Below are 18199 nucleotides of genomic sequence, written 5' to 3'. Positions count from 1 at the left end.
TAATATAAAAAGAAAATAAATACAATATGAACTGGAAAAAATTATCATCATTCGTCGCATTTTGTGCGATCTCTGTAACTGGTTACGGACAGGCGAACTTGCTTAACGCAAGATCGGCTGAAGAAATTGGATTGAAAACTTTTGCAGATATTATTGTGGACAGCGAAGGCCCAATTCCTTACGGATATGTCTCTGACCGCGATATTTTATTTGGAAAAAAGGTATGGGAAGTAATCTCTTTAGATGAGAAAATGAATCTACCTTACTATTATCCGGTTGATGAATCTGCAATGCCGGGACGTAAATCCATGTATGAAGTTTTAATCGATGGTATCAAATCTGGTGAAATTACAGAAGTTTATGATGGTAGTGATTTCACAAAAAAACGTACTTTAAAGGATTTAGAAACTTCCTTTACAAAGATTGATACTATGGATGCTGGACGTGAATACTACAATGCTGGAGAGCGCATTCCTGACGAGTATATCGTTAAGGAAGAGCTAAAAGCACGTCACGTTAAGGAATATCACATTGTTGGAATGTGGTATTTCGATAGAACTCAAGGGGAATTGAAATACCGTTTGTTAGGTATTTGTCCAGTGGTTCCAGATATTTATACCATGGGATCTGAAAAAGAAAATTACGTGGAATTGTTCTGGGTGTTTTTCCCAGATGCAAGAAATGTTCTACATAGAAACTATGCGTTCAATGAGAAGAATCCAATGCGTTCAATCAATTTTGATCATATGTTGAATTCTCGTAGATTTAGTGCTAGCATCTATAAAACAGATAATATGTTTGGTGACCGTCGTATCGATGATTATGTCAAAGACAACTCTATGCAACAGTTACTTGAAGCAGAAAGAATCAAAGAATCGATTAGAAACCTTGAAGATGATATGTGGAATTACTAATTTTACAAATCAATAGTATAATTAAACTCTTATCTTATAGATAAGAGTTTTTTATTTTTTAAATATACCGCTATGTTAGACTATATAATTGTTGGTTCGGGCCTTGCTGGAATTAGTTTTGCCGAAACCGTTTTACAAAAAGATAAAACGATTTTGGTTGTGGATAGTGAACAACGTTCGTCCTCGCTTGTGGCTGGGGGGATGTATAATCCTGTGGTACTTAAACGATTTACTGAAGTATGGAAAGTTCGAGAACAATTGGATATTGCTTATCCTTTTTTTAAGTCTCTAGAAGACAAACTTCAAGTAACTTTAGATCATAAATTACCGCTTCTAAGACGATTTAGCTCAGTGGAAGAGCAGAACAATTGGTTTGAAGCGTCGGATAAACCCAATTTAAGCACTTATCTGTCTTCTCAACTGATCAAAAATGTGAATCAAGGTGTACACGCGCCATTTTCATTTGGTGAGGTTTTTGAAACCGGTTATGTCGATACGGCGCTTTTGATTGAAAAGTATAGATCTTATTTGAAGAGTAGTAAGCAATATCTTTGTGAAGATTTTGATTTTACGGAGTTGACTTATAATTCCGATTTTGTTACTTATAAAGGTATAAAGGCCAAAAACATTGTTTTTGCTGAAGGCTATGGTATGTTGGCTAACCCGTTTTTTAGAGACTTGCCTTTAGACGGCACAAAAGGAGAGTTGTTAATCGTTCGAATACCTCAATTGAAATTTGATGAAATTTTAAAAGCTGGTGTTTTTCTAATACCTATTGGCAATGATTTGTATAAAGTCGGTGCTACTTATGATTGGGAAGATAAAACGGATGCTGTTTCAGAAAAGGGGAAAGAAGAATTGTTGGAAGGATTAAAGAGTGTGATCAATTTGGAATTTGAAATTGTCGAGCATATAGCTGGAGTACGACCTACGGTTAAAGATCGCCGCCCTTTGGTGGGACACGCTAGAGAAAGTTCCAGAATTCATGTTTTGAACGGCTTGGGAACGAGAGGCGTGCTTCTAGGACCTTTTTTAGCCAGAGAATTATATCAAAATATAGAACAGGGGGTGCCTCTGGATGTGAATATTTCTATTGAACGTTTTTATAAAAAAAAGCTATAGAAAGTAATGTATTGATATTCGTAAATTTAGAGTAATTTTGCACCGCTTAATTTTTTTATAAAAAGAAGCCAAATAATATAATTGCTTACTTGATAAGCTTCTAATTGAAAATATAATACATGTTAAATATACATAATCTATCTGTTTCTTTTTCGGGAACGTATTTGTTTGAAAACGTAACTTTCCGCTTAGGAGCTGGAGATAGAGTGGGATTGGTGGGGAAAAATGGTGCGGGAAAATCGACCATGCTAAAAATTTTATCAAGAGAGATTGAGCCTGACACGGGAAGTATTGCTACGGAAAAGGAACTTTCGATCGGTTTCCTAAAACAAGATATCGATTTTGTTTTGGGGCGTACTGTTCTGGAAGAGGCGTATCAAGCTTTTGTAGATATTAAAATTGTCGAAAACCAGTTAGAAGTGGTTAACGAGCAATTAGTGACTAGAACGGATTATGAGTCGGAATCCTATTCAGAATTGATTGAGGAATTGAGCGATTTAACCCATCGATTTGAAATTATCGGTGGATACAACTATATAGGAGAAACGGAAAAAGTTTTATTGGGATTGGGATTCCGTAGAGAAGACTTTGATAAATTGACGGATACTTTTTCTGGAGGATGGAGAATGCGTATTGAATTGGCTAAATTGTTATTGCAGAATAATGACGTGCTTTTGCTGGATGAGCCAACGAATCACTTAGATATTGAAAGTATCATTTGGCTGGAGCAATTTTTACGTAGTTACCCTGGAGCAGTTGCGATTGTTTCTCACGATAAAATGTTTTTGGACAACGTGACTAACCGTACTATCGAAATCTCATTAGGTAAAATATACGATTTTAATAAACCGTATTCTGAGTATTTAGAATTGCGTCAGGAATTGCGTGAAAAACAACTAGCGACACAAAAGAATCAAGCCAAAAAGATTGAGGAGACTGAAAAATTAATCGAGAAATTTAGAGCAAAAGCTTCTAAAGCTTCGATGGCCCAGTCGTTGATTAAGAAGTTGGACAAAGTGGAGCGTATTGAAGTTGATGAGGATGATAATTCTGTGATGAATATATCTTTTCCTGTCAGTGTTATTCCTGGAAGAGTCGTTTTGGAGATTGAAGAAGTTACCAAACGTTTTGGTGATAAAACCGTTTTTAAAGACATCTCTTTATTGGTTGAGCGCGGTTCTAAAATTGCGTTTGTTGGACAGAATGGTCAAGGTAAATCTACTTTGATTAAAGCAATTGTCGACGAGTTTGAATACGACGGAAATATCAAATTAGGGCATAACGTTCAAATCGGTTATTTTGCTCAGAATCAAGCCGACCATTTGGATGGTGAGATGACTTTGTTGGATACGATGTTGGAAGCAGCAACGGATTCTAATCGCGCTAAGGTTAGAGATATGTTGGGATCTTTCTTGTTTAGAGGAGATGTTGTTGAGAAGAAAGTTAAAGTGCTTTCAGGAGGAGAACGAAACCGATTGGCTTTGTGTAAAATGCTTTTACAGCCTATTAACGTATTGTTGATGGATGAGCCAACGAATCACTTGGACATCAAGTCTAAAAACGTACTGAAGACGGCTTTAAAGAACTTTGAAGGAACTTTGATACTGGTTTCCCATGATAGAGATTTTCTTCAGGGAATGTCTAATTTGGTCTATGAATTCAAAGATCAGGCGATTCGTGAATATTTGGGGGATATCAATTATTTCCTAGAACAACGTAACTTGCAGAATATGCGAGAGGTTGAAAAGAAAGTTGCCGCGCCTAAAGCTTCTCGAAAAGTGGAGAAGGTGGTTGAAGTAATTTCTTATGAAGATCAAAAAAAACAAAAGGCACTGCAAAATAGATTGAGTAAAATTGAAAGTCAGGTTCAAGAATTAGAGAAGAAAATTCAAAAGGACGATGCGAAACTGGCGGTTGATTATGAAAAGTTGATGCAGAATGAATCGTTCTTTAAAGACTACGAATCTAAAAAGAAAGATTTAGATACTTTAATGGAGGATTGGGAGCTGGTTCAAGAAGAGCTAGAGACCTTAAAATAATACGAAAAGCTGTCCTTAGGGCAGCTTTTTTTGGTTTTATGCAATTGGTATTATTAAGAGGATTGTTGTCTTTTTGGTGTTTGTGATGTAAATCTTCTTATTGGAGATGGTGCTTTTTCTCTTCTGAATAGGAGCATTCAAAGGAGTTTTGTAAATTCTTTTTGCAGAATTCTTTTTTTTAAGGTAAAAGCGTGTAACGAATCGTAGGGATGTTTTACTTACTGTGTAAATAATAGATATTTAAAACAAACGAATATGAGAAAAATGATGACTTTTGCTGTGATGGTAGCCATGTGTTTTGCTGCAGTTAGTTTTGCGCAAACAAAAAAAATTGATGAAAAAATGAATAGCGTCCTTTGGGAGATTTCTGGAAACGGATTGAAGGAGTCGTCTTTTGTGTTAGGAACTTTTCACATGATGTGTGAAAAAGATTTTCAAATTAAGCCCAAAGTATTCGGCGCTCTAAAAAAGGTTCAAAAGGTGGTTTTCGAAATCGACTATAGTAATCCGAAAGAAATTGTGGAAATGCAAAAAATGATGTTGTCAGAGAAGAAATTGAGTGAACAGCTTTCGGTCGACGATGCCAATGAGCTAAATGAAATTCTGAAAGCTTACGGAACAACTTTGGAAGCTGTGGATGATTATAGTGTTCAGGCCCTATATTCTATTTTGGGAATGAAGGTGATTCCTTGCCCACAAGAAGAGATACGGATGTATGAAATTGAATTACTGAAAATTGCGTTAAAAGAGGGTAAGGCTGTTGGAGGGTTAGAGAAGGTCGTAGATCAACTTGCATTTTTGGGAAAATCGTATGACTTAAAAGAAGCGATGAGGCAATTAAAGCTTGGGCAGGCATATGAAGAGCTTTCTAAAGAAATGATTAAGGGATATATAAATGAAGATTTAGTAGTATTGGATAAATTGATAAAGGATGTTCGGTTTATGAGTGTAGATCAAGAAAGATGGATGCTTACAGAGCGTAATATACAGTGGGTGGATAAGGATATGCCTGAAATGATGAGTGCGGGAAGTGTTTTGTTTGGCGTGGGAAGTGGTCATTTGATGGGTGATAATGGAGTTGTTGCGTTGCTAAGAGAGCGGGGGTATACGGTAAAGCCGGTTTATTAATAAAATTATTATAGGTGGATAATTCAAAAGAAAAAGAATTTTTGGCTCAGATAGAATCTCATAAGGGCATATTGCACAAAGTGGCTCGTATGTACATGGATAACTTGGAGGATCGCGAAGATTTGCATCAGGAGATTATTATTCAATTGTGGAAGTCTTATGCTAACTTTAAAGGAGACAGTGCTTTTTCTACCTGGATGTATCGCGTAGCGATTAATACGGCGATTACCTATTTCAAAAAGGATAAACGAAGAAATGATCGTTTTTCTAGCGAAAAAGTGCGAGAACCGGTTAGCGAAAATTATGATCCCCTAAAAGATCGGCAATTAGAGGTTTTTTATCTGGCAGTACAACAATTAAATCAGGTTGAAAAAGCCTTGATATTCTATTTTATGGAAGGACTTTCACATCGGGATATTGGATTGCAACTGGGAATCAGTGAAGGGAATGCTCGAGTAAAGCTAGCGAGAACAAAAGATCAATTACAAAATATTATAAAAAAATCAAATTATGAACTTGGATAACTTTAAATCTGCATGGAATGCGGAAAATACAGACGATGTACAAATTCCGAGGCAGTTACAGCAATTGAGAAAGGCGCAACATCCCTTGGAGGGGCTAAAGCGTAACATGAGACTAGAAACCTATGTTCAGTCGGTTGCTATAATAATATTAGGATTTTCCCCTCAAATATTTCATATACATCCTTCGCTTTATATGATCTACTATGTAGCCTATGTGATGTTGGTGGTGTTTTCGGGCTATTATTTTTTCGGTTTCCGACAATTTTATCAGCAAATCAGTAATTACGGAGCTGGGACTAAAGATGGATTGATGGAGATTTATTTCGAACTTCGTTTGAATATAGAACGATACCATTCTTTTGGTTTCCTTTTGTTGCCATTTGCGTTAGTTTGGATTGGTGTACTTATTCAAAGTCGAAACTTAGCTCAGGGCAAAAGTATGATGACCATAGCTGTTGGTGATCAGTTTACGTTGGTAATTTGGGTATTAATTATGACGCTACTTATAGTTGTGGCCATTCAAGTATGGACTAATTTCTATTATGGAAAATATGTCAAACAATTGAAAACGGTATTAGACGAGTTAAAAGAAGAGAATTAAAGTACTTGGTGATCTGCAAAGTCTAAGTTTTAAGCATAAAAAAACCACTCTGAAAAGAGTGGTTACTTAGTAGCGGGAACAGGACTCGAACCTGTGACCTTCGGGTTATGAGCCCGACGAGCTGCCTACTGCTCTATCCCGCGATGTTTGAGGTGCAAATGTATTGCAATTTTTTGAATTATCAAAATTTATTTTCAGATTTTATTCTTAAGAGCGTTTTGATAAAAATATCCTTTTTTATGAGGAGTAACTTAGTAGCGGGAACAGGACTCGAACCTGTGACCTTCGGGTTATGAGCCCGACGAGCTGCCTACTGCTCTATCCCGCGATTTTGTAGTGCAAATGTACAACGTTTTTTGTATTAAAAAAGAATTTAAAGCTCTTTATTTTTTATTTTCTCTATTTGATTGATATAGCTACCTTTGTCAACGTAAATAAATAACATATGACACATAAAGCAGGCTTTGTAAATATTATTGGTAATCCGAATGTCGGAAAATCCACTCTAATGAATGCCTTCGTAGGAGAGCGTTTGTCTATCATCACTTCGAAAGCACAAACCACCAGACATAGGATTCTAGGTATTGTTAATGGAGAAGATTTTCAAATCATGTTTTCGGATACTCCAGGAATCATTAAGCCCGCTTATGATTTACAAAAATCGATGATGGATTTTGTGAAGTCGGCTTTTGAAGATGCGGATATCTTATTGTACATGGTGGAGATCGGAGAAAAGGAACTTAAAGATGAAGCTTTTTTTAAGAGAATAACCAACTCGTCTATACCGGTATTGTTATTGCTTAATAAAATTGACTTATCGAATCAAGAGCAATTAGTAGAACAGGTAGCTCTTTGGCAAGAGAAGGTGCCCAATGCAGAGATCTTTCCGATCTCGGCCTTGGAGAAATTCAATGTAACTGAAGTTTTTGAACGCATTATTCAATTGCTGCCAGAATCACCAGCTTATTATCCAAAGGATGCCTTAACGGACAAACCGGAGCGTTTCTTTGTCAATGAAATTATACGTGAGAAAATCTTATTGTGTTACGATAAGGAAATTCCTTATTCGGTAGAGATTGAAACGGAGGAGTTCTTAGAAGATGAAGAAATTATTCGAATTAGAGCGTTGATTATGGTAGAACGCGATAGTCAAAAGGGAATTATTATTGGACATAAAGGGGCTGCAATAAAAAAAGTGGGAATTATGGCAAGAGAGCAATTAGAAAAGTTCTTTGGCAAGCAAGTTCACATTGAACTCTTTGTAAAAGTGAATAAAGATTGGAGAAATAGTGCGTTCCAATTGCGTCGTTTTGGGTACAATCAAAAATAACAAAAGCGTTACTTTTTTTGATTTATTAGAGTATTATTGAGTTTATTCACAATTGAAAAATAAAAATAAACGAAATCTCGCGTCGAAATAGTACCTTTGCAAAATATTTATAGGAGTTATGAACAATATAGTAGCCATAGTTGGGAGACCAAATGTAGGAAAATCCACCTTTTTTAATCGATTGATTCAAAGAAGAGAAGCCATTGTGGATTCGGTGAGTGGAGTTACACGTGATAGAAATTACGGCAAAAGTGAATGGAATGGAAAAGAGTTTTCTGTAATAGATACTGGGGGATATATAAAAGGATCGGATGATGTTTTTGAAGCAGAAATCAGACGTCAGGTAGAATTGGCGATTGATGAAGCTGATGCAATTATCTTTATGGTAGATGTCGAAGAGGGGATTACTCCTATGGACGCAGAAGTAGCAAAATTGCTTAGAAAAGTTACTAAACCCATTTTTCTAGCGGTAAATAAGGTAGATAACGGACAAAGAGAAAAAGATGCTTACGAATTCTATAACTTAGGATTAGGGGAGTATTTTACTATTGCTGGAATGACGGGAAGTGGAACGGGAGATTTATTAGATGCCTTGGTAATTGCTTTACCAGACAATCCTATAGTCGAAGAAGTTACCTTGCCTCGTTTTGCTGTAGTTGGAAGACCAAATGCAGGAAAATCTAGTTTTATCAATGCATTAATTGGAGAAGATCGATATATCGTTACGGATATAGCAGGTACTACAAGAGATGCTATTGATACGAGATACAACCGTTTTGGATTTGAATTTAACTTAGTAGATACGGCTGGAATCAGACGTAAAGCGAAAGTTAAAGAAGATTTGGAATTTTATTCTGTAATGCGTTCAGTTCGTGCTATCGAACACAGTGATGTTTGTATCTTAATCGTTGATGCTACTCGTGGCTTCGAAGGACAGGATCAAAGTATTTTCTGGTTGGCAGAGAAGAATAGAAAGGGAATCGTTATTTTGATCAATAAGTGGGATTTGGTTGAGAAAGAAACCATGACTACCGTACAATTCGAAAAAGATATTCGCGAGAAAATTGCGCCTTTTACTGATGTGCCAATTATTTTTACCTCTACAATTACCAAACAGAGGTTATTGAAAGCTTTGGAAACGGCAGTAAACGTTTTTGAAACGCGTAAAAGAAGAATAGCTACCTCTAAGTTTAATGAAACAATGTTGCCAATTATTGAGCAAACACCGCCACCTGCGCTTAAAGGGAAATATGTGAAAATTAAATATTGTATGCAATTACCGACTGCAACGCCTCAGTTTGTGTTTTTTGCTAATTTGCCTCAATATGTTAAGGATCCTTACAAGCGATTTATCGAAAATAAACTTCGTGAGATCTATGATTTTAACGGGGTTCCGATAGATTTGTATTTCAGACAAAAATAATTTTTATATAATTAAAAAAATGCGGTTATTGTTTACTCAATTAAACCGCATTTTTTTTTGCTCCAAAATGAAACAAATAATACTTTTTTTGGCGTTGATGATAGCAGGGCTAAGTCACGCACAAAGTACTTTAGAGTTAAAAGGAAATGTACTCGATGAGAATAAAAAACCCATCGAAGCAGCAACTGTTTTTCTTTCCGTTTTAAAAGACTCTACATTAATCGACTATACGGTAACCAACCTAAAGGGAGGATTTAATCTAAAGGTAAAGAAGCAAACACGTCCTGTTTTTTTAAAGATTTCCATGTTGGGTTATACCGATTATGTTAAGCAATTGAGTGAACTAAATGCAAACTTAGATTTAGCTGAAATTCAAATAAAGAGTATAACTACTGATTTGGACGAATTGGTGATTATTACCGATATACCGCCAATCCGAATAAAAAAAGATACCGTTGAGTTTAATGCTACTTCATTTAAAGTGCGTCCTGATGCCAATGTAGAAGAATTGCTCAAACAATTACCTGGAGTAGAAATCGATGCGGATAAGAAGATCACTGTAAATGGTAAAGAGGTCAATCAAATTCTCGTAAATGGAAAACCGTTTTTTGACGAAGATGGAAAAATTGCCTTGCAGAATTTACCAGCTGAAATCATCAATAAAATACAGGTTTCCGATACTAAAACCAAGAAAGAAGAGTTTACAAAAAAAGCGTCGAGTTCCAATAATGTCAGTATCAATCTGACGATTGACGAGGATAAAAACAAGGGTTTTTTCGGTAAGTTTATGGGAGGATATGGGTCTGATAAACGTTACGAGGGCAGTGCTATAGCAAATTATTTTAAGGGCAAGCAAAAGATCAGTGTATTAGCCTCCTCGAATAATATCAATGCTTCCGGATTCTCAATGGATGAAGTATTTGATAATATGGGAGGCGGAAGAAGCAGAACGGGTAGTTATGGCGCTTCAGGCTCTGGAGGAGGTGGAATCACACAATCCAATATGCTAGGAGTTAATTATTCTGACGAGTTTATAAAAGATTTAAGTACATCAGGTAGCTACTTTTACAATTCGAGTGATAGTGAAAATAAAAATCGATCTACCCGCATCAATCTGTTGCCTTCCGGGCAATTTACAACCTATGCAAATGCAGTGTCGAATCAAAATAGTGAGTCTCATAATGGGAATTTCTCCGTGGAGTATAAAATTGATTCTACAGCAACCTTGTTTATAGCTCCAAAAATCACAAAGTCATTTCGTGCTTCTCGGTCGAGTGCTGATGAGTATGCTGAAGATCAATTGGGTAACCGTTTAAATGAAAGCAAATCTACATCCTACAGTTCCTCGAATGGAATCAATTTTTCCAATCAAATTCGCTATACCAAAAATCTAAAAAGGCAAGGGCAGTATTTTACTGTTGCATTAACGAATCAAAATACCGTTGACGATGGACAGACGCGTAACGAATCAGAAACAAAGTTTTTTCAAGAAACGGATAAAGATGATTTTAGAAAACAATACAATGTTAGCCGAACTACAGCAGATAACTACGGCTTGGCTTTAGAATTTTCACAACCTATAGTTGATTCCTTGTCTTTAGAGTTTAGTTTGGGGTATGATTGGGTTAAGGGGGGGCAAGAAGATCAGGTTTTTGACTTTAATGAGATCACTCAGGGATATGATCGTCTTAATACAGATTTGACGAATTATTATGATACACAAATAAAAACAATCAGACCAACTACAGCTATTCAAATTGCAAAATCAAAATTCACTTTGAATTTAACCCCTGGATTAGCGATTACGCAATACGATGTTAATGCCATTTATAAAGAGGAGGATATTAATTTTTCGAAAAAATATATTTTACCTGTTATGAACGCTTTTCTAAACTATCGTTTTAATAAAGCTTTGGCTTTTTGGGGATCTTATCAGTATAATGTTCAAATGCCTAATGCAAGAGCGGTTCTCGATTTTGAAGATGTGTCAAACCCGTTAAACACCATTGTAGGGAATCCAGATTTAAGCCCAAATAAATCTCATAGTACGTTTTTGAGTTTTAGAAATTATGATTTTGCAAGTCGATCGGGTTATAGTGTTTATGCGGGAGGAAGTTATTTTGATAACCAGAACGTGACCTCGTCAATTTACGATGAAAACAGAAAACGCACAACTACTTATCGGGAACTGTCAGGTGCCTATTCGTATTGGATTGGGGGTAACTGGAATAAATCCTATACCATTGATGAACACAAAATTCGTTATGGACTTGATGTGCGATATTCTTTGAACAACAGCAAGGGGTTTACCGATGGTGAATTGTACGAAGCACTGTCAAACTCCGTTTCTCCTAGAGTATATCTGAGTTGGGATTATGGAGACTTCCTGTCGATTATGCCATCGTATAATTATTCTTCTAACCGAACAAAGTACGATAATTACGCTGTAGAATCGGCAACCACTTTCTCGCATCGCGTCAATGTACAAGCTACAACCTATTGGCCTGATAATTGGGTTTTTGGCAATGATTTTGGGTATACTTATAATTCGAATATTGCGCCTGGATTTAAAAGAGATTTTTATCTGTGGAATACCAGTTTGTCCTATGCTTTCTTTGACAAAAAGTTTATGGCAAAGGTAAAGGTCTATGATGTATTAAATCAAAATATCAGTTCGACCAGAACGATAGATCCGACGATGATTATTGATTCGGAAAACACGGTATTAAAGCGTTATGTGATGTTTTCGTTGACTTATAAAATTGATCAATTTGGAGGAAAACAAACAAAAAGTGAGCGTCCGAATAGAGGTGGAAAAGGTAGGGGCGGTTCCTCGAATATGAGGGTTCGCAGTTACTAAGTTGATAACTAAAATACGAGATAAGATAAAATAAAAAAGCTGCGACGATTCCTAGGAATCGCCGCAGCTTTTTTATGTACTCCTTGTTTTTACCAGCTTCCGCCAGCACCTCCACCGGAAAATCCGCCGCCGCCGAATCCACCACCGATTCCGCCGCCATCAAATCCGCCGCCACTTCCGCCGCCGCCAAATCCACCGCGACCTAGGCTGCTCAGTATGATCATTTCTCCTAAGCTCGGTCCGGAAAATTGACCGCCGTTTCCACCTCTGCCGTTTTTGCCGCCCCCTTTTCTACTGAATATAAATAGTAGAAATACCACTGCAATGATGATTAGTATAATGGTACCCATGCTCTCCCCGTTGTCGGGGTTAGCTTGTCGAGTTCCTTTGTATTTGCCTTTTAGTATTTCAATTACAGCATCAGTTCCCTTGTCTAAACCCTGGTAGTAATTGCCCGTTTTAAATTCGGGGATGATAATGTCTCGAATCATTTGGCCAACTACGCCTGCTGTTAATCTGTCTTCAACGCCGTAGCCCGGAGCAATATGTATCTTGCGCTCGTTTAGTGCTAATAGGATCAGTATGCCATTGTCTTCTTTCTCTTTTCCCAAACCCCACTTTTGAGCCCAGGTGGTGGTTAGTACGGCAATATCCTCTCCTTTTAATGAGGGAATTGTAACAATAACCATTTGTGAAGAGGTTGAGTCAGAATAATGAATTAACTTCCTTTCAAGAGTGCCTTTTTCAGAGGGACTTAAAATTTTAGCATAATCAAATACGGTGGTTTGCTCTGCTGATTTCTTAGGCTTTTCGGGTATCGTATATTGACTATATCCAAGAGTGCTGATTAAAACAATAATAATAACTAGGCTTCTTTGATAAGCTTTTTGAAAAAAATTTTTCATTTATCCTTTTGATATTTCATTTGGAAGTTCGTTGATGTCATCTTTTTGATAGGGAAAAAAAGCTTTGAGTTTTTCACCTGATCTAAGAATACCTTCAATTAATCCGGTTTTAAAGTCCGAGATTTTAAAATGATGGATTACCGTATCTTTTATACAGTCCCAAAAATCAGCCTCGACTTTTTTATGGATTCCTTCGTCACCAATGATGACGAAGGATTTGTCTTCTACAGCTAAATAGAATAGTACGCCGTTTCTCTCTGCTGTTTTATCCATGTTTAAATCATAGAAAACTTCTTTCGCTCGGTCAAACGCGGGTAGGTCGGTATGCCCTTCTAGGTGTACTCGAATTTCTCCCGAAGTATTTTCTTCGGCTTTAATAATCGCTTGGACTATCTCTGCTTCGTCAGCATCGGAAAAAAAATCTTCTACTAGTGCCATGTTTATCTTTAAATTAAAATTTAACTTCTACCGGTTTCTCAGCACCAGCAACGGCTTCGAAGTACGCTTTTTCGCTAAATCCGAAGATACCTGCGAAAATTTTATTTGGAAAACTGTTCACGTGAGTATTGTATACTTTCACATTTTCATTAAAACGGGTTCTCGCTGTAAGAATTTGATTTTCTGTACTAGCCAATTCATCCTGTAACTTCAAGAAATTTTGATTGGCCTTTAGATCAGGATATCTTTCTACACTAACTAACAATCTAGAAAGGGCAGAAGAAACACCACTTTGAGCTTGGTTGAATTCTTTTAATTGTTCTGGAGTGATGTTAGATGGATCAATAACCGTTTTGGTTGCTTCAGAACGTGCTTTAATAACGCTTTCTAAAGTGCTTTTTTCAAAATCAGCAGCACCTTTGACAGTGTTGACCAAGTTTCCGATTAAATCATTTCTTCTTTGATAGGCTGTTTCAACATTTCCCCAACTCTCTCTAATGTTTTCATTAAGGGTTACGGCAGTGTTGTTGATGTTTTTTGCCCAGCTGTAAAGACCAATTACGATGACAGCAATAATAATTACGGGGATAAGCCACTTTTTCATAGGAAGTTTGTTTTTTTTGTTAAAGTTCGTTTTTAATATGGATCAAAGTTGATTTAATTGCTTCTAATTTACGAATAATTTCGAAAGTGTCGAGAGATTTTTTCGGTTTAGCCTTGATGTACTCTTTGGCGCCATCTAAAGTAAAGCCGCGCTCTTTGACCAAATGAAAGATCAGGCGTAAATTTTTTACATCTTCAGGCGTAAACATGCGATTGCCTTTGGCGTTTTTTTTGGGTTTGAGAACATCAAATTCCTTTTCCCAAAAGCGCAAAAGTGAGGTGTTTACGTCAAACGCTTTGGCTAATTCGCCTATGCTGTAATATCGTTTTTCGGGTAAATCTATATGCATTAGTCTAAAGATTGATTTTCATGATTAGCTGCTTGTGAAAGTAACTCGAACTCCTTAGCAGAAATAGAGCCATAGTAGAAGTTAAGAGGATTCATAACCTCATTATTATAATGTACTTCGTAATGTAAATGTGGGGCTTCGCTTCGGCCGGTATTGCCGACATAGCCAATTAAATCGCCTCTTTTAATTTTTTGACCAGCCTTGACATTGTATTTGCTTAAATGGGCATAACGCGTCAGGTAACCAAAACCGTGTTTGATTTCGATTAGATTACCGTAGCCAGACAATTGATTATTCGCGCGAATAACCTCTCCGTCACCAGTTGCATATACTGGAGTTCCGGGCTTAGAAGAAAAATCCATTCCTTCATGAAACTTGCGGATCTTGGTAAAGGGGTCGGTTCGATAACCAAAACCAGAGGCAACTCGGGTCATATCTTCGGTTTTTATCGGTTGAATAGCCGGAATAGCGGCCAATAGTTTTTCTTTCCCTTTGGCTAAATTAATAATGTCATCCAAAGAGCGCGATTGTATAGCGGTTTGTTTTAAGATGCGATCTACTTTTTTTGTCGTACTCTTTACCAGTTCTGAATTGTTAAACCCCTCGAGGTCTTTATATCGATTGTATCCTCCAAATCCGGAACGTCTTTGTTCACTTGGAATAGGAGTAGTGTTGAAATAGGATCTATAGATGTAATTGTCTCGAACCTCCAATTCATTAAGCACTTGCTCGATTAAATCGATCTTTCGATTTAATATGGCGTAATTGGTTTTGAAGTTTTCGATTTCTCGAGCCTGCATTTTATCCCTCGGTGTTTCAAAGATGGAGGTATTCAATAAAATGATTAATCCCAACAAACCGAACATCGCTGATGAGAATATGAATAGCAAAATAAACCCAATTTGCTTGCGCTTTTTGGGTTGTACTTTTTGATAGGCTAGTTTTTCGGAATCGTAATAATATTTTACCTTAGACATATATTAAAAAATGCTATTTTTGCATGTTAAAGTACCTTGTATTTCATGCTTGCGAGTCGATTAGATAACAAATGTAAAAAATGTTTTGATGATAGTATTTCTATTTAGCCATTTTAATACTAGTTTAATATCTAATACGCTCAAAAGTATTTAAAAAAGCCAATAAATCTGGATTTGATAGGAGCTAAATTATTTAATAATAAAAAATCACCGGTTTCAATCTTTGGAATCACTCTGGAGTGTGGTAGTAAATAACTGTAATCAAGAGTTTTTCATGAGAAACCTTAAACAAAAAATATAAACGCGATATGCAATCACAAGAAATTCGTCAAAAGTTTTTAAGTTTTTTTGAGGAACGCGGACATCTTATTGTTCCGTCGGCACCGATTGTCTTAAAAGATGATCCGACCTTAATGTTCAATAATTCTGGAATGGCCCAGTTTAAAGAATATTTTTTAGGAAATGCCATACCGAAAAGCAACAGAATTGCCGATACACAGAAATGTCTTCGTGTTTCTGGAAAACATAATGACTTAGAAGAAGTTGGGATTGATACCTATCATCATACGATGTTTGAAATGCTGGGTAACTGGAGTTTTGGAGATTATTTTAAGAAAGACGCCATTCATTGGGCTTGGGAATTATTAACGGAGGTTTATAAAATTCCTAAAGACATCCTGTATGTAACCGTTTTTGAAGGAAGTGTAGAAGAGAATGTGCCTTTTGATCAAGAAGCCTACGATATCTGGAAATCCTTAATCGCTGAGGATAGAATTTTGTTGGGTAATAAAAAAGATAATTTTTGGGAAATGGGAGAGCAAGGTCCGTGTGGTCCGTGTTCTGAAATTCATGTTGATATTCGTTCTCTAGAAGAAAAAGCCTTGATATCTGGTAAGGAATTAGTTAATGCTGATCATCCGCAGGTTGTAGAGATTTGGAATAACGTATTTATGGAGTTTAACCGTAAAGCAGACGGCTCCTTGGAAAAACTGCCTGCACAACACGTAGATACCGGTATGGGATTCGAACGTTTATGTATGGTTTTGCAAGGTGTACAATCCAATTATGATACCGATGTTTTTAGTCCATTAATTGCGAAAATATCTGAGTTGACTCAGGGGAAATATACCATTAAGGCTAAGGATGATGAGGAAGAGAAAATAAATATTGCCATTAGAGTTATAGCTGATCACGTTCGAGCGGTTGCTTTTGCTATAGCAGACGGGCAATTGCCGTCTAATAATGGAGCGGGATATGTGATTCGTCGTATTTTACGTCGTGCAATTCGTTATGCGTTTACCTTTCTGAATAAAAAAGAGCCTTTTATTTACCAATTAGTAGAGGTTTTGAGCTCGCAAATGGGAAGTGTATTTCCGGAAATCACAGCTCAAAAGGGATTGGTTATGAATGTAATTAAAGAAGAGGAAGCCTCTTTCTTGAGAACCTTAGATCAGGGTTTACATTTGTTGGATCAAGTTATTGCTCAATCGGAATCTAGCGTGATTTCTGGAGCGAAAGCCTTTGAATTGTATGATACATTTGGTTTTCCGATAGATTTAACTGCTTTGATATTGAGAGAGCGTGGGTTGGAATTGGATGAGGCTGGTTTTGATTTGGCGATGAGTCAACAGAAAAGTCGCTCGAGAGCTGCATCTGAAGTTTCAACGGACGATTGGACGGTTTTGATTCCTGGAAACATAGAAACCTTTGTCGGTTACGATTTGTTGAATAATGAGGTAAAAATTACTCGTTTTAGAAAGGTAGATAGTAAAAAAGACGGAAAGTTATTTCAATTGGTTTTGGATAAAACGCCGTTCTATCCAGAAGGAGGAGGACAGGTTGGAGATCGAGGCTTTTTGATTTCAGCTAATGAAACCATTGAGATTATCGATACAAAAAAAGAAAATAATTTAATTCTTCACTTCGCCAAAGAACTACCTGAGAATTTAACGGGAAGCTTTACAGCACAAGTTAATGAGGAAACGAGAAGACAAAGTGCGAGCAACCACTCTGCAACCCATTTATTGCATCAGGCTTTGAGAACAATTTTGGGAACGCATGTGGAGCAGAAGGGATCTTTGGTTTCTCCAAATTACCTGCGCTTTGACTTTTCTCATTTCGCAAAATTGACTGAGGAGGAGTTAAAGGCGGTTGAAGATTTTGTCAATGATAGAATCCAAGATCAATTGCCTTTAGTAGAACGCAGAAGTATTCCTTTTGCCCAAGCTATTGAAGAAGGCGCTATGGCTTTGTTTGGAGAAAAATATGGTGATGAAGTTCGTGCCATTCGTTTTGGAACGAGTATGGAACTTTGTGGAGGAATCCACGTTCAGAATACGGCTGATATTTGGCAATTTAAAATCATAAGTGAAGGTGCTGTTGCAGCGGGAATTCGTAGAATTGAGGCGATTACTAACCAAGCTGTAAGAACTTTTTATAAAGACCAAGAAGATACCTTGAGAGAGGTGAAAAACATACTTAAAAACCCGCAAGACACTTTAAAGGCGGTTGTTTCCTTACAAGATGACAATGCCAAGCTAAAAAAACAATTGGAGCAGTTGTTGCGTGAAAAAGCGAAAGGACTAAAAGGAGAATTGTCTTCAGAAATTCAAACGATTAACGATATTCAGTTTTTGGCTAAACAAGTTGATTTGGATGCCAATGGTGCGAAGGATTTGGCTTATGAATTAGGTTCAGATAAAACCAATTTATTTTTGGTTCTTGCAACAGTTACAGAGGGGAAACCTATGTTGACTTGTTATATATCTAAGGAATTAGCTACTGAAAAGGGATTAAATGCTGGACAAGTGGTTCGGGAGTTAGGAAAGTACATCCAAGGTGGTGGTGGTGGACAAGCGTTCTTCGCAACGGCTGGAGGTAAAAACCCTGATGGAATCGCAGAGGCATTGTCTAAGGCTATTGAATATGTGAAATAAATAAAAAAGATTCTCGAAAGAGAATCTTTTTTTTATCCTACTAATAAAT

At 36.8% G+C, this 18199-nt stretch carries 15 protein-coding genes and 2 tRNA genes; 10 read left to right on the top strand and 7 right to left on the bottom strand.

All coding sequences use genetic code 11. The features are described 5' to 3' along the window. Nucleotides 1–26: 26 nt before the first annotated feature. The 6 genes from gldN (at nt 27) to L1275_RS03240 (ending at nt 6328) form a co-directional block, all read left to right on the top strand. A complete protein-coding gene (gldN, locus tag L1275_RS03265) occupies nt 27–914 on the top strand; it encodes a gliding motility protein GldN (protein WP_253469662.1) in 888 nt (295 codons plus the stop codon). Nucleotides 915–986: 72 nt separating this feature from the next. After that, nucleotides 987–2036 (top strand): FAD-binding oxidoreductase, encoded by a 1050-nt coding sequence (locus L1275_RS03260; RefSeq protein WP_253469659.1) that lies wholly within the window; start codon nt 987–989, stop codon nt 2034–2036. A gap of 119 nt (nt 2037–2155) precedes the next feature. Continuing rightward, nucleotides 2156–4075: an ABC-F family ATP-binding cassette domain-containing protein gene (locus L1275_RS03255; RefSeq protein ID WP_253469656.1), complete on the top strand. Its 1920-nt coding sequence runs from the start codon at nt 2156–2158 to the stop codon at nt 4073–4075. Between the two features lie 255 nt (nt 4076–4330). Next, nucleotides 4331–5203, top strand: a complete 873-nt coding sequence (locus L1275_RS03250; protein WP_253469653.1) for a TraB/GumN family protein — start codon at nt 4331–4333, stop codon at nt 5201–5203. A gap of 89 nt (nt 5204–5292) precedes the next feature. Further along, nucleotides 5293–5727, top strand: a complete 435-nt coding sequence (locus tag L1275_RS03245; protein WP_253470026.1) for a sigma-70 family RNA polymerase sigma factor — start codon at nt 5293–5295, stop codon at nt 5725–5727. Then, the gene (locus L1275_RS03240) at nt 5714–6328 is read left to right on the top strand and encodes a hypothetical protein (protein ID WP_253469651.1); all 615 of its coding nucleotides are present in this window, start codon (nt 5714–5716) and stop codon (nt 6326–6328) included. The genes L1275_RS03245 and L1275_RS03240 overlap by 14 nt, the downstream gene beginning before the upstream one ends. A gap of 70 nt (nt 6329–6398) precedes the next feature. Here the strand turns inward: L1275_RS03240 and L1275_RS03235 are convergent. Both L1275_RS03235 and L1275_RS03230 read right to left on the bottom strand, forming a co-directional pair. Beyond that, nucleotides 6399–6471: transfer RNA gene (locus L1275_RS03235), tRNA-Met, on the bottom strand. A 112-nt stretch (nt 6472–6583) separates the two neighbouring features. After that, nucleotides 6584–6656 (bottom strand) — tRNA-Met (locus L1275_RS03230). Between the two features lie 117 nt (nt 6657–6773). Here L1275_RS03230 and era point away from each other — a divergent pair. From era to L1275_RS03215, 3 genes are all read left to right on the top strand, one after another. Continuing rightward, on the top strand, nt 6774–7658 hold the full coding sequence (gene era, locus L1275_RS03225) for a GTPase Era (protein WP_253469649.1): 885 nt from the start codon (nt 6774–6776) through the stop codon (nt 7656–7658). 118 nt (nt 7659–7776) lie between these two features. After that, entirely contained in the window at nt 7777–9081 is a 1305-nt protein-coding gene (gene der / locus L1275_RS03220; RefSeq protein WP_253469647.1) for a ribosome biogenesis GTPase Der, read from the top strand. 67 nt (nt 9082–9148) lie between these two features. Beyond that, nucleotides 9149–11941, top strand: coding sequence for an outer membrane beta-barrel protein (locus L1275_RS03215; RefSeq protein ID WP_253469645.1), 2793 nt, complete (start codon nt 9149–9151; stop codon nt 11939–11941). An 89-nt stretch (nt 11942–12030) separates the two neighbouring features. On the opposite strand, the gene L1275_RS03210 is transcribed toward L1275_RS03215, so the two are convergent. The 5 genes from L1275_RS03210 to L1275_RS03190 are packed head-to-tail and all read right to left on the bottom strand — an operon-like array spanning nt 12031 to nt 15214. Beyond that, complete coding sequence (locus L1275_RS03210) at nt 12031–12846, bottom strand: YgcG family protein (protein ID WP_253469642.1); 816 nt, start codon at nt 12844–12846, stop codon at nt 12031–12033. Then, on the bottom strand, nt 12847–13284 hold the full coding sequence (locus L1275_RS03205; RefSeq protein WP_253469639.1) for a TPM domain-containing protein: 438 nt from the start codon (nt 13282–13284) through the stop codon (nt 12847–12849). Between the two features lie 13 nt (nt 13285–13297). Continuing rightward, nucleotides 13298–13888: a LemA family protein gene (locus tag L1275_RS03200; protein ID WP_253469636.1), complete on the bottom strand. Its 591-nt coding sequence runs from the start codon at nt 13886–13888 to the stop codon at nt 13298–13300. Nucleotides 13889–13907: 19 nt separating this feature from the next. Next, nucleotides 13908–14237, bottom strand: coding sequence for a MerR family transcriptional regulator (locus L1275_RS03195; RefSeq protein WP_253469633.1), 330 nt, complete (start codon nt 14235–14237; stop codon nt 13908–13910). Then, on the bottom strand, nt 14237–15214 hold the full coding sequence (locus L1275_RS03190; RefSeq protein WP_253469630.1) for a M23 family metallopeptidase: 978 nt from the start codon (nt 15212–15214) through the stop codon (nt 14237–14239). The genes L1275_RS03195 and L1275_RS03190 overlap by 1 nt, the downstream gene beginning before the upstream one ends. Before the next feature lie 308 nt (nt 15215–15522). On the opposite strand from L1275_RS03190, the gene alaS reads away from it, so the two are divergent. Continuing rightward, nucleotides 15523–18150, top strand: coding sequence for an alanine--tRNA ligase (gene alaS, locus L1275_RS03185; RefSeq protein ID WP_253469628.1), 2628 nt, complete (start codon nt 15523–15525; stop codon nt 18148–18150). The last annotated feature ends 49 nt before the right edge of the window (nt 18151–18199 follow it).

The organism is Flavobacterium sp. HSC-61S13 (genome assembly GCF_024171535.1).
Lineage (GTDB): Bacteria > Bacteroidota > Bacteroidia > Flavobacteriales > Flavobacteriaceae > Flavobacterium.
The sequence above is the reverse complement of the archived record's forward strand: the minus strand, read 5'-3'. Positions and strand labels throughout refer to the sequence as shown.

Bases quoted from the DNA above. Each gene is read 5' to 3' on its own strand.
- gldN (WP_253469662.1), top strand. From the start codon at position 27: ATGAACTGGAAAAAATTATCATCATTCGTCGCATTTTGTGCGATCTCT.
- L1275_RS03260 (WP_253469659.1), top strand. From the start codon at position 987: ATGTTAGACTATATAATTGTTGGTTCGGGCCTTGCTGGAATTAGTTTT.
- L1275_RS03255 (WP_253469656.1), top strand. From the start codon at position 2,156: ATGTTAAATATACATAATCTATCTGTTTCTTTTTCGGGAACGTATTTG.
- L1275_RS03250 (WP_253469653.1), top strand. From the start codon at position 4,331: ATGAGAAAAATGATGACTTTTGCTGTGATGGTAGCCATGTGTTTTGCT.
- L1275_RS03245 (WP_253470026.1), top strand. From the start codon at position 5,293: ATGTACATGGATAACTTGGAGGATCGCGAAGATTTGCATCAGGAGATT.
- L1275_RS03240 (WP_253469651.1), top strand. From the start codon at position 5,714: ATGAACTTGGATAACTTTAAATCTGCATGGAATGCGGAAAATACAGAC.
- era (WP_253469649.1), top strand. From the start codon at position 6,774: ATGACACATAAAGCAGGCTTTGTAAATATTATTGGTAATCCGAATGTC.
- der (WP_253469647.1), top strand. From the start codon at position 7,777: ATGAACAATATAGTAGCCATAGTTGGGAGACCAAATGTAGGAAAATCC.
- L1275_RS03215 (WP_253469645.1), top strand. From the start codon at position 9,149: ATGAAACAAATAATACTTTTTTTGGCGTTGATGATAGCAGGGCTAAGT.
- L1275_RS03210 (WP_253469642.1), bottom strand. From the start codon at position 12,846: ATGAAAAATTTTTTTCAAAAAGCTTATCAAAGAAGCCTAGTTATTATT.
- L1275_RS03205 (WP_253469639.1), bottom strand. From the start codon at position 13,284: ATGGCACTAGTAGAAGATTTTTTTTCCGATGCTGACGAAGCAGAGATA.
- L1275_RS03200 (WP_253469636.1), bottom strand. From the start codon at position 13,888: ATGAAAAAGTGGCTTATCCCCGTAATTATTATTGCTGTCATCGTAATT.
- L1275_RS03195 (WP_253469633.1), bottom strand. From the start codon at position 14,237: ATGCATATAGATTTACCCGAAAAACGATATTACAGCATAGGCGAATTA.
- L1275_RS03190 (WP_253469630.1), bottom strand. From the start codon at position 15,214: ATGTCTAAGGTAAAATATTATTACGATTCCGAAAAACTAGCCTATCAA.
- alaS (WP_253469628.1), top strand. From the start codon at position 15,523: ATGCAATCACAAGAAATTCGTCAAAAGTTTTTAAGTTTTTTTGAGGAA.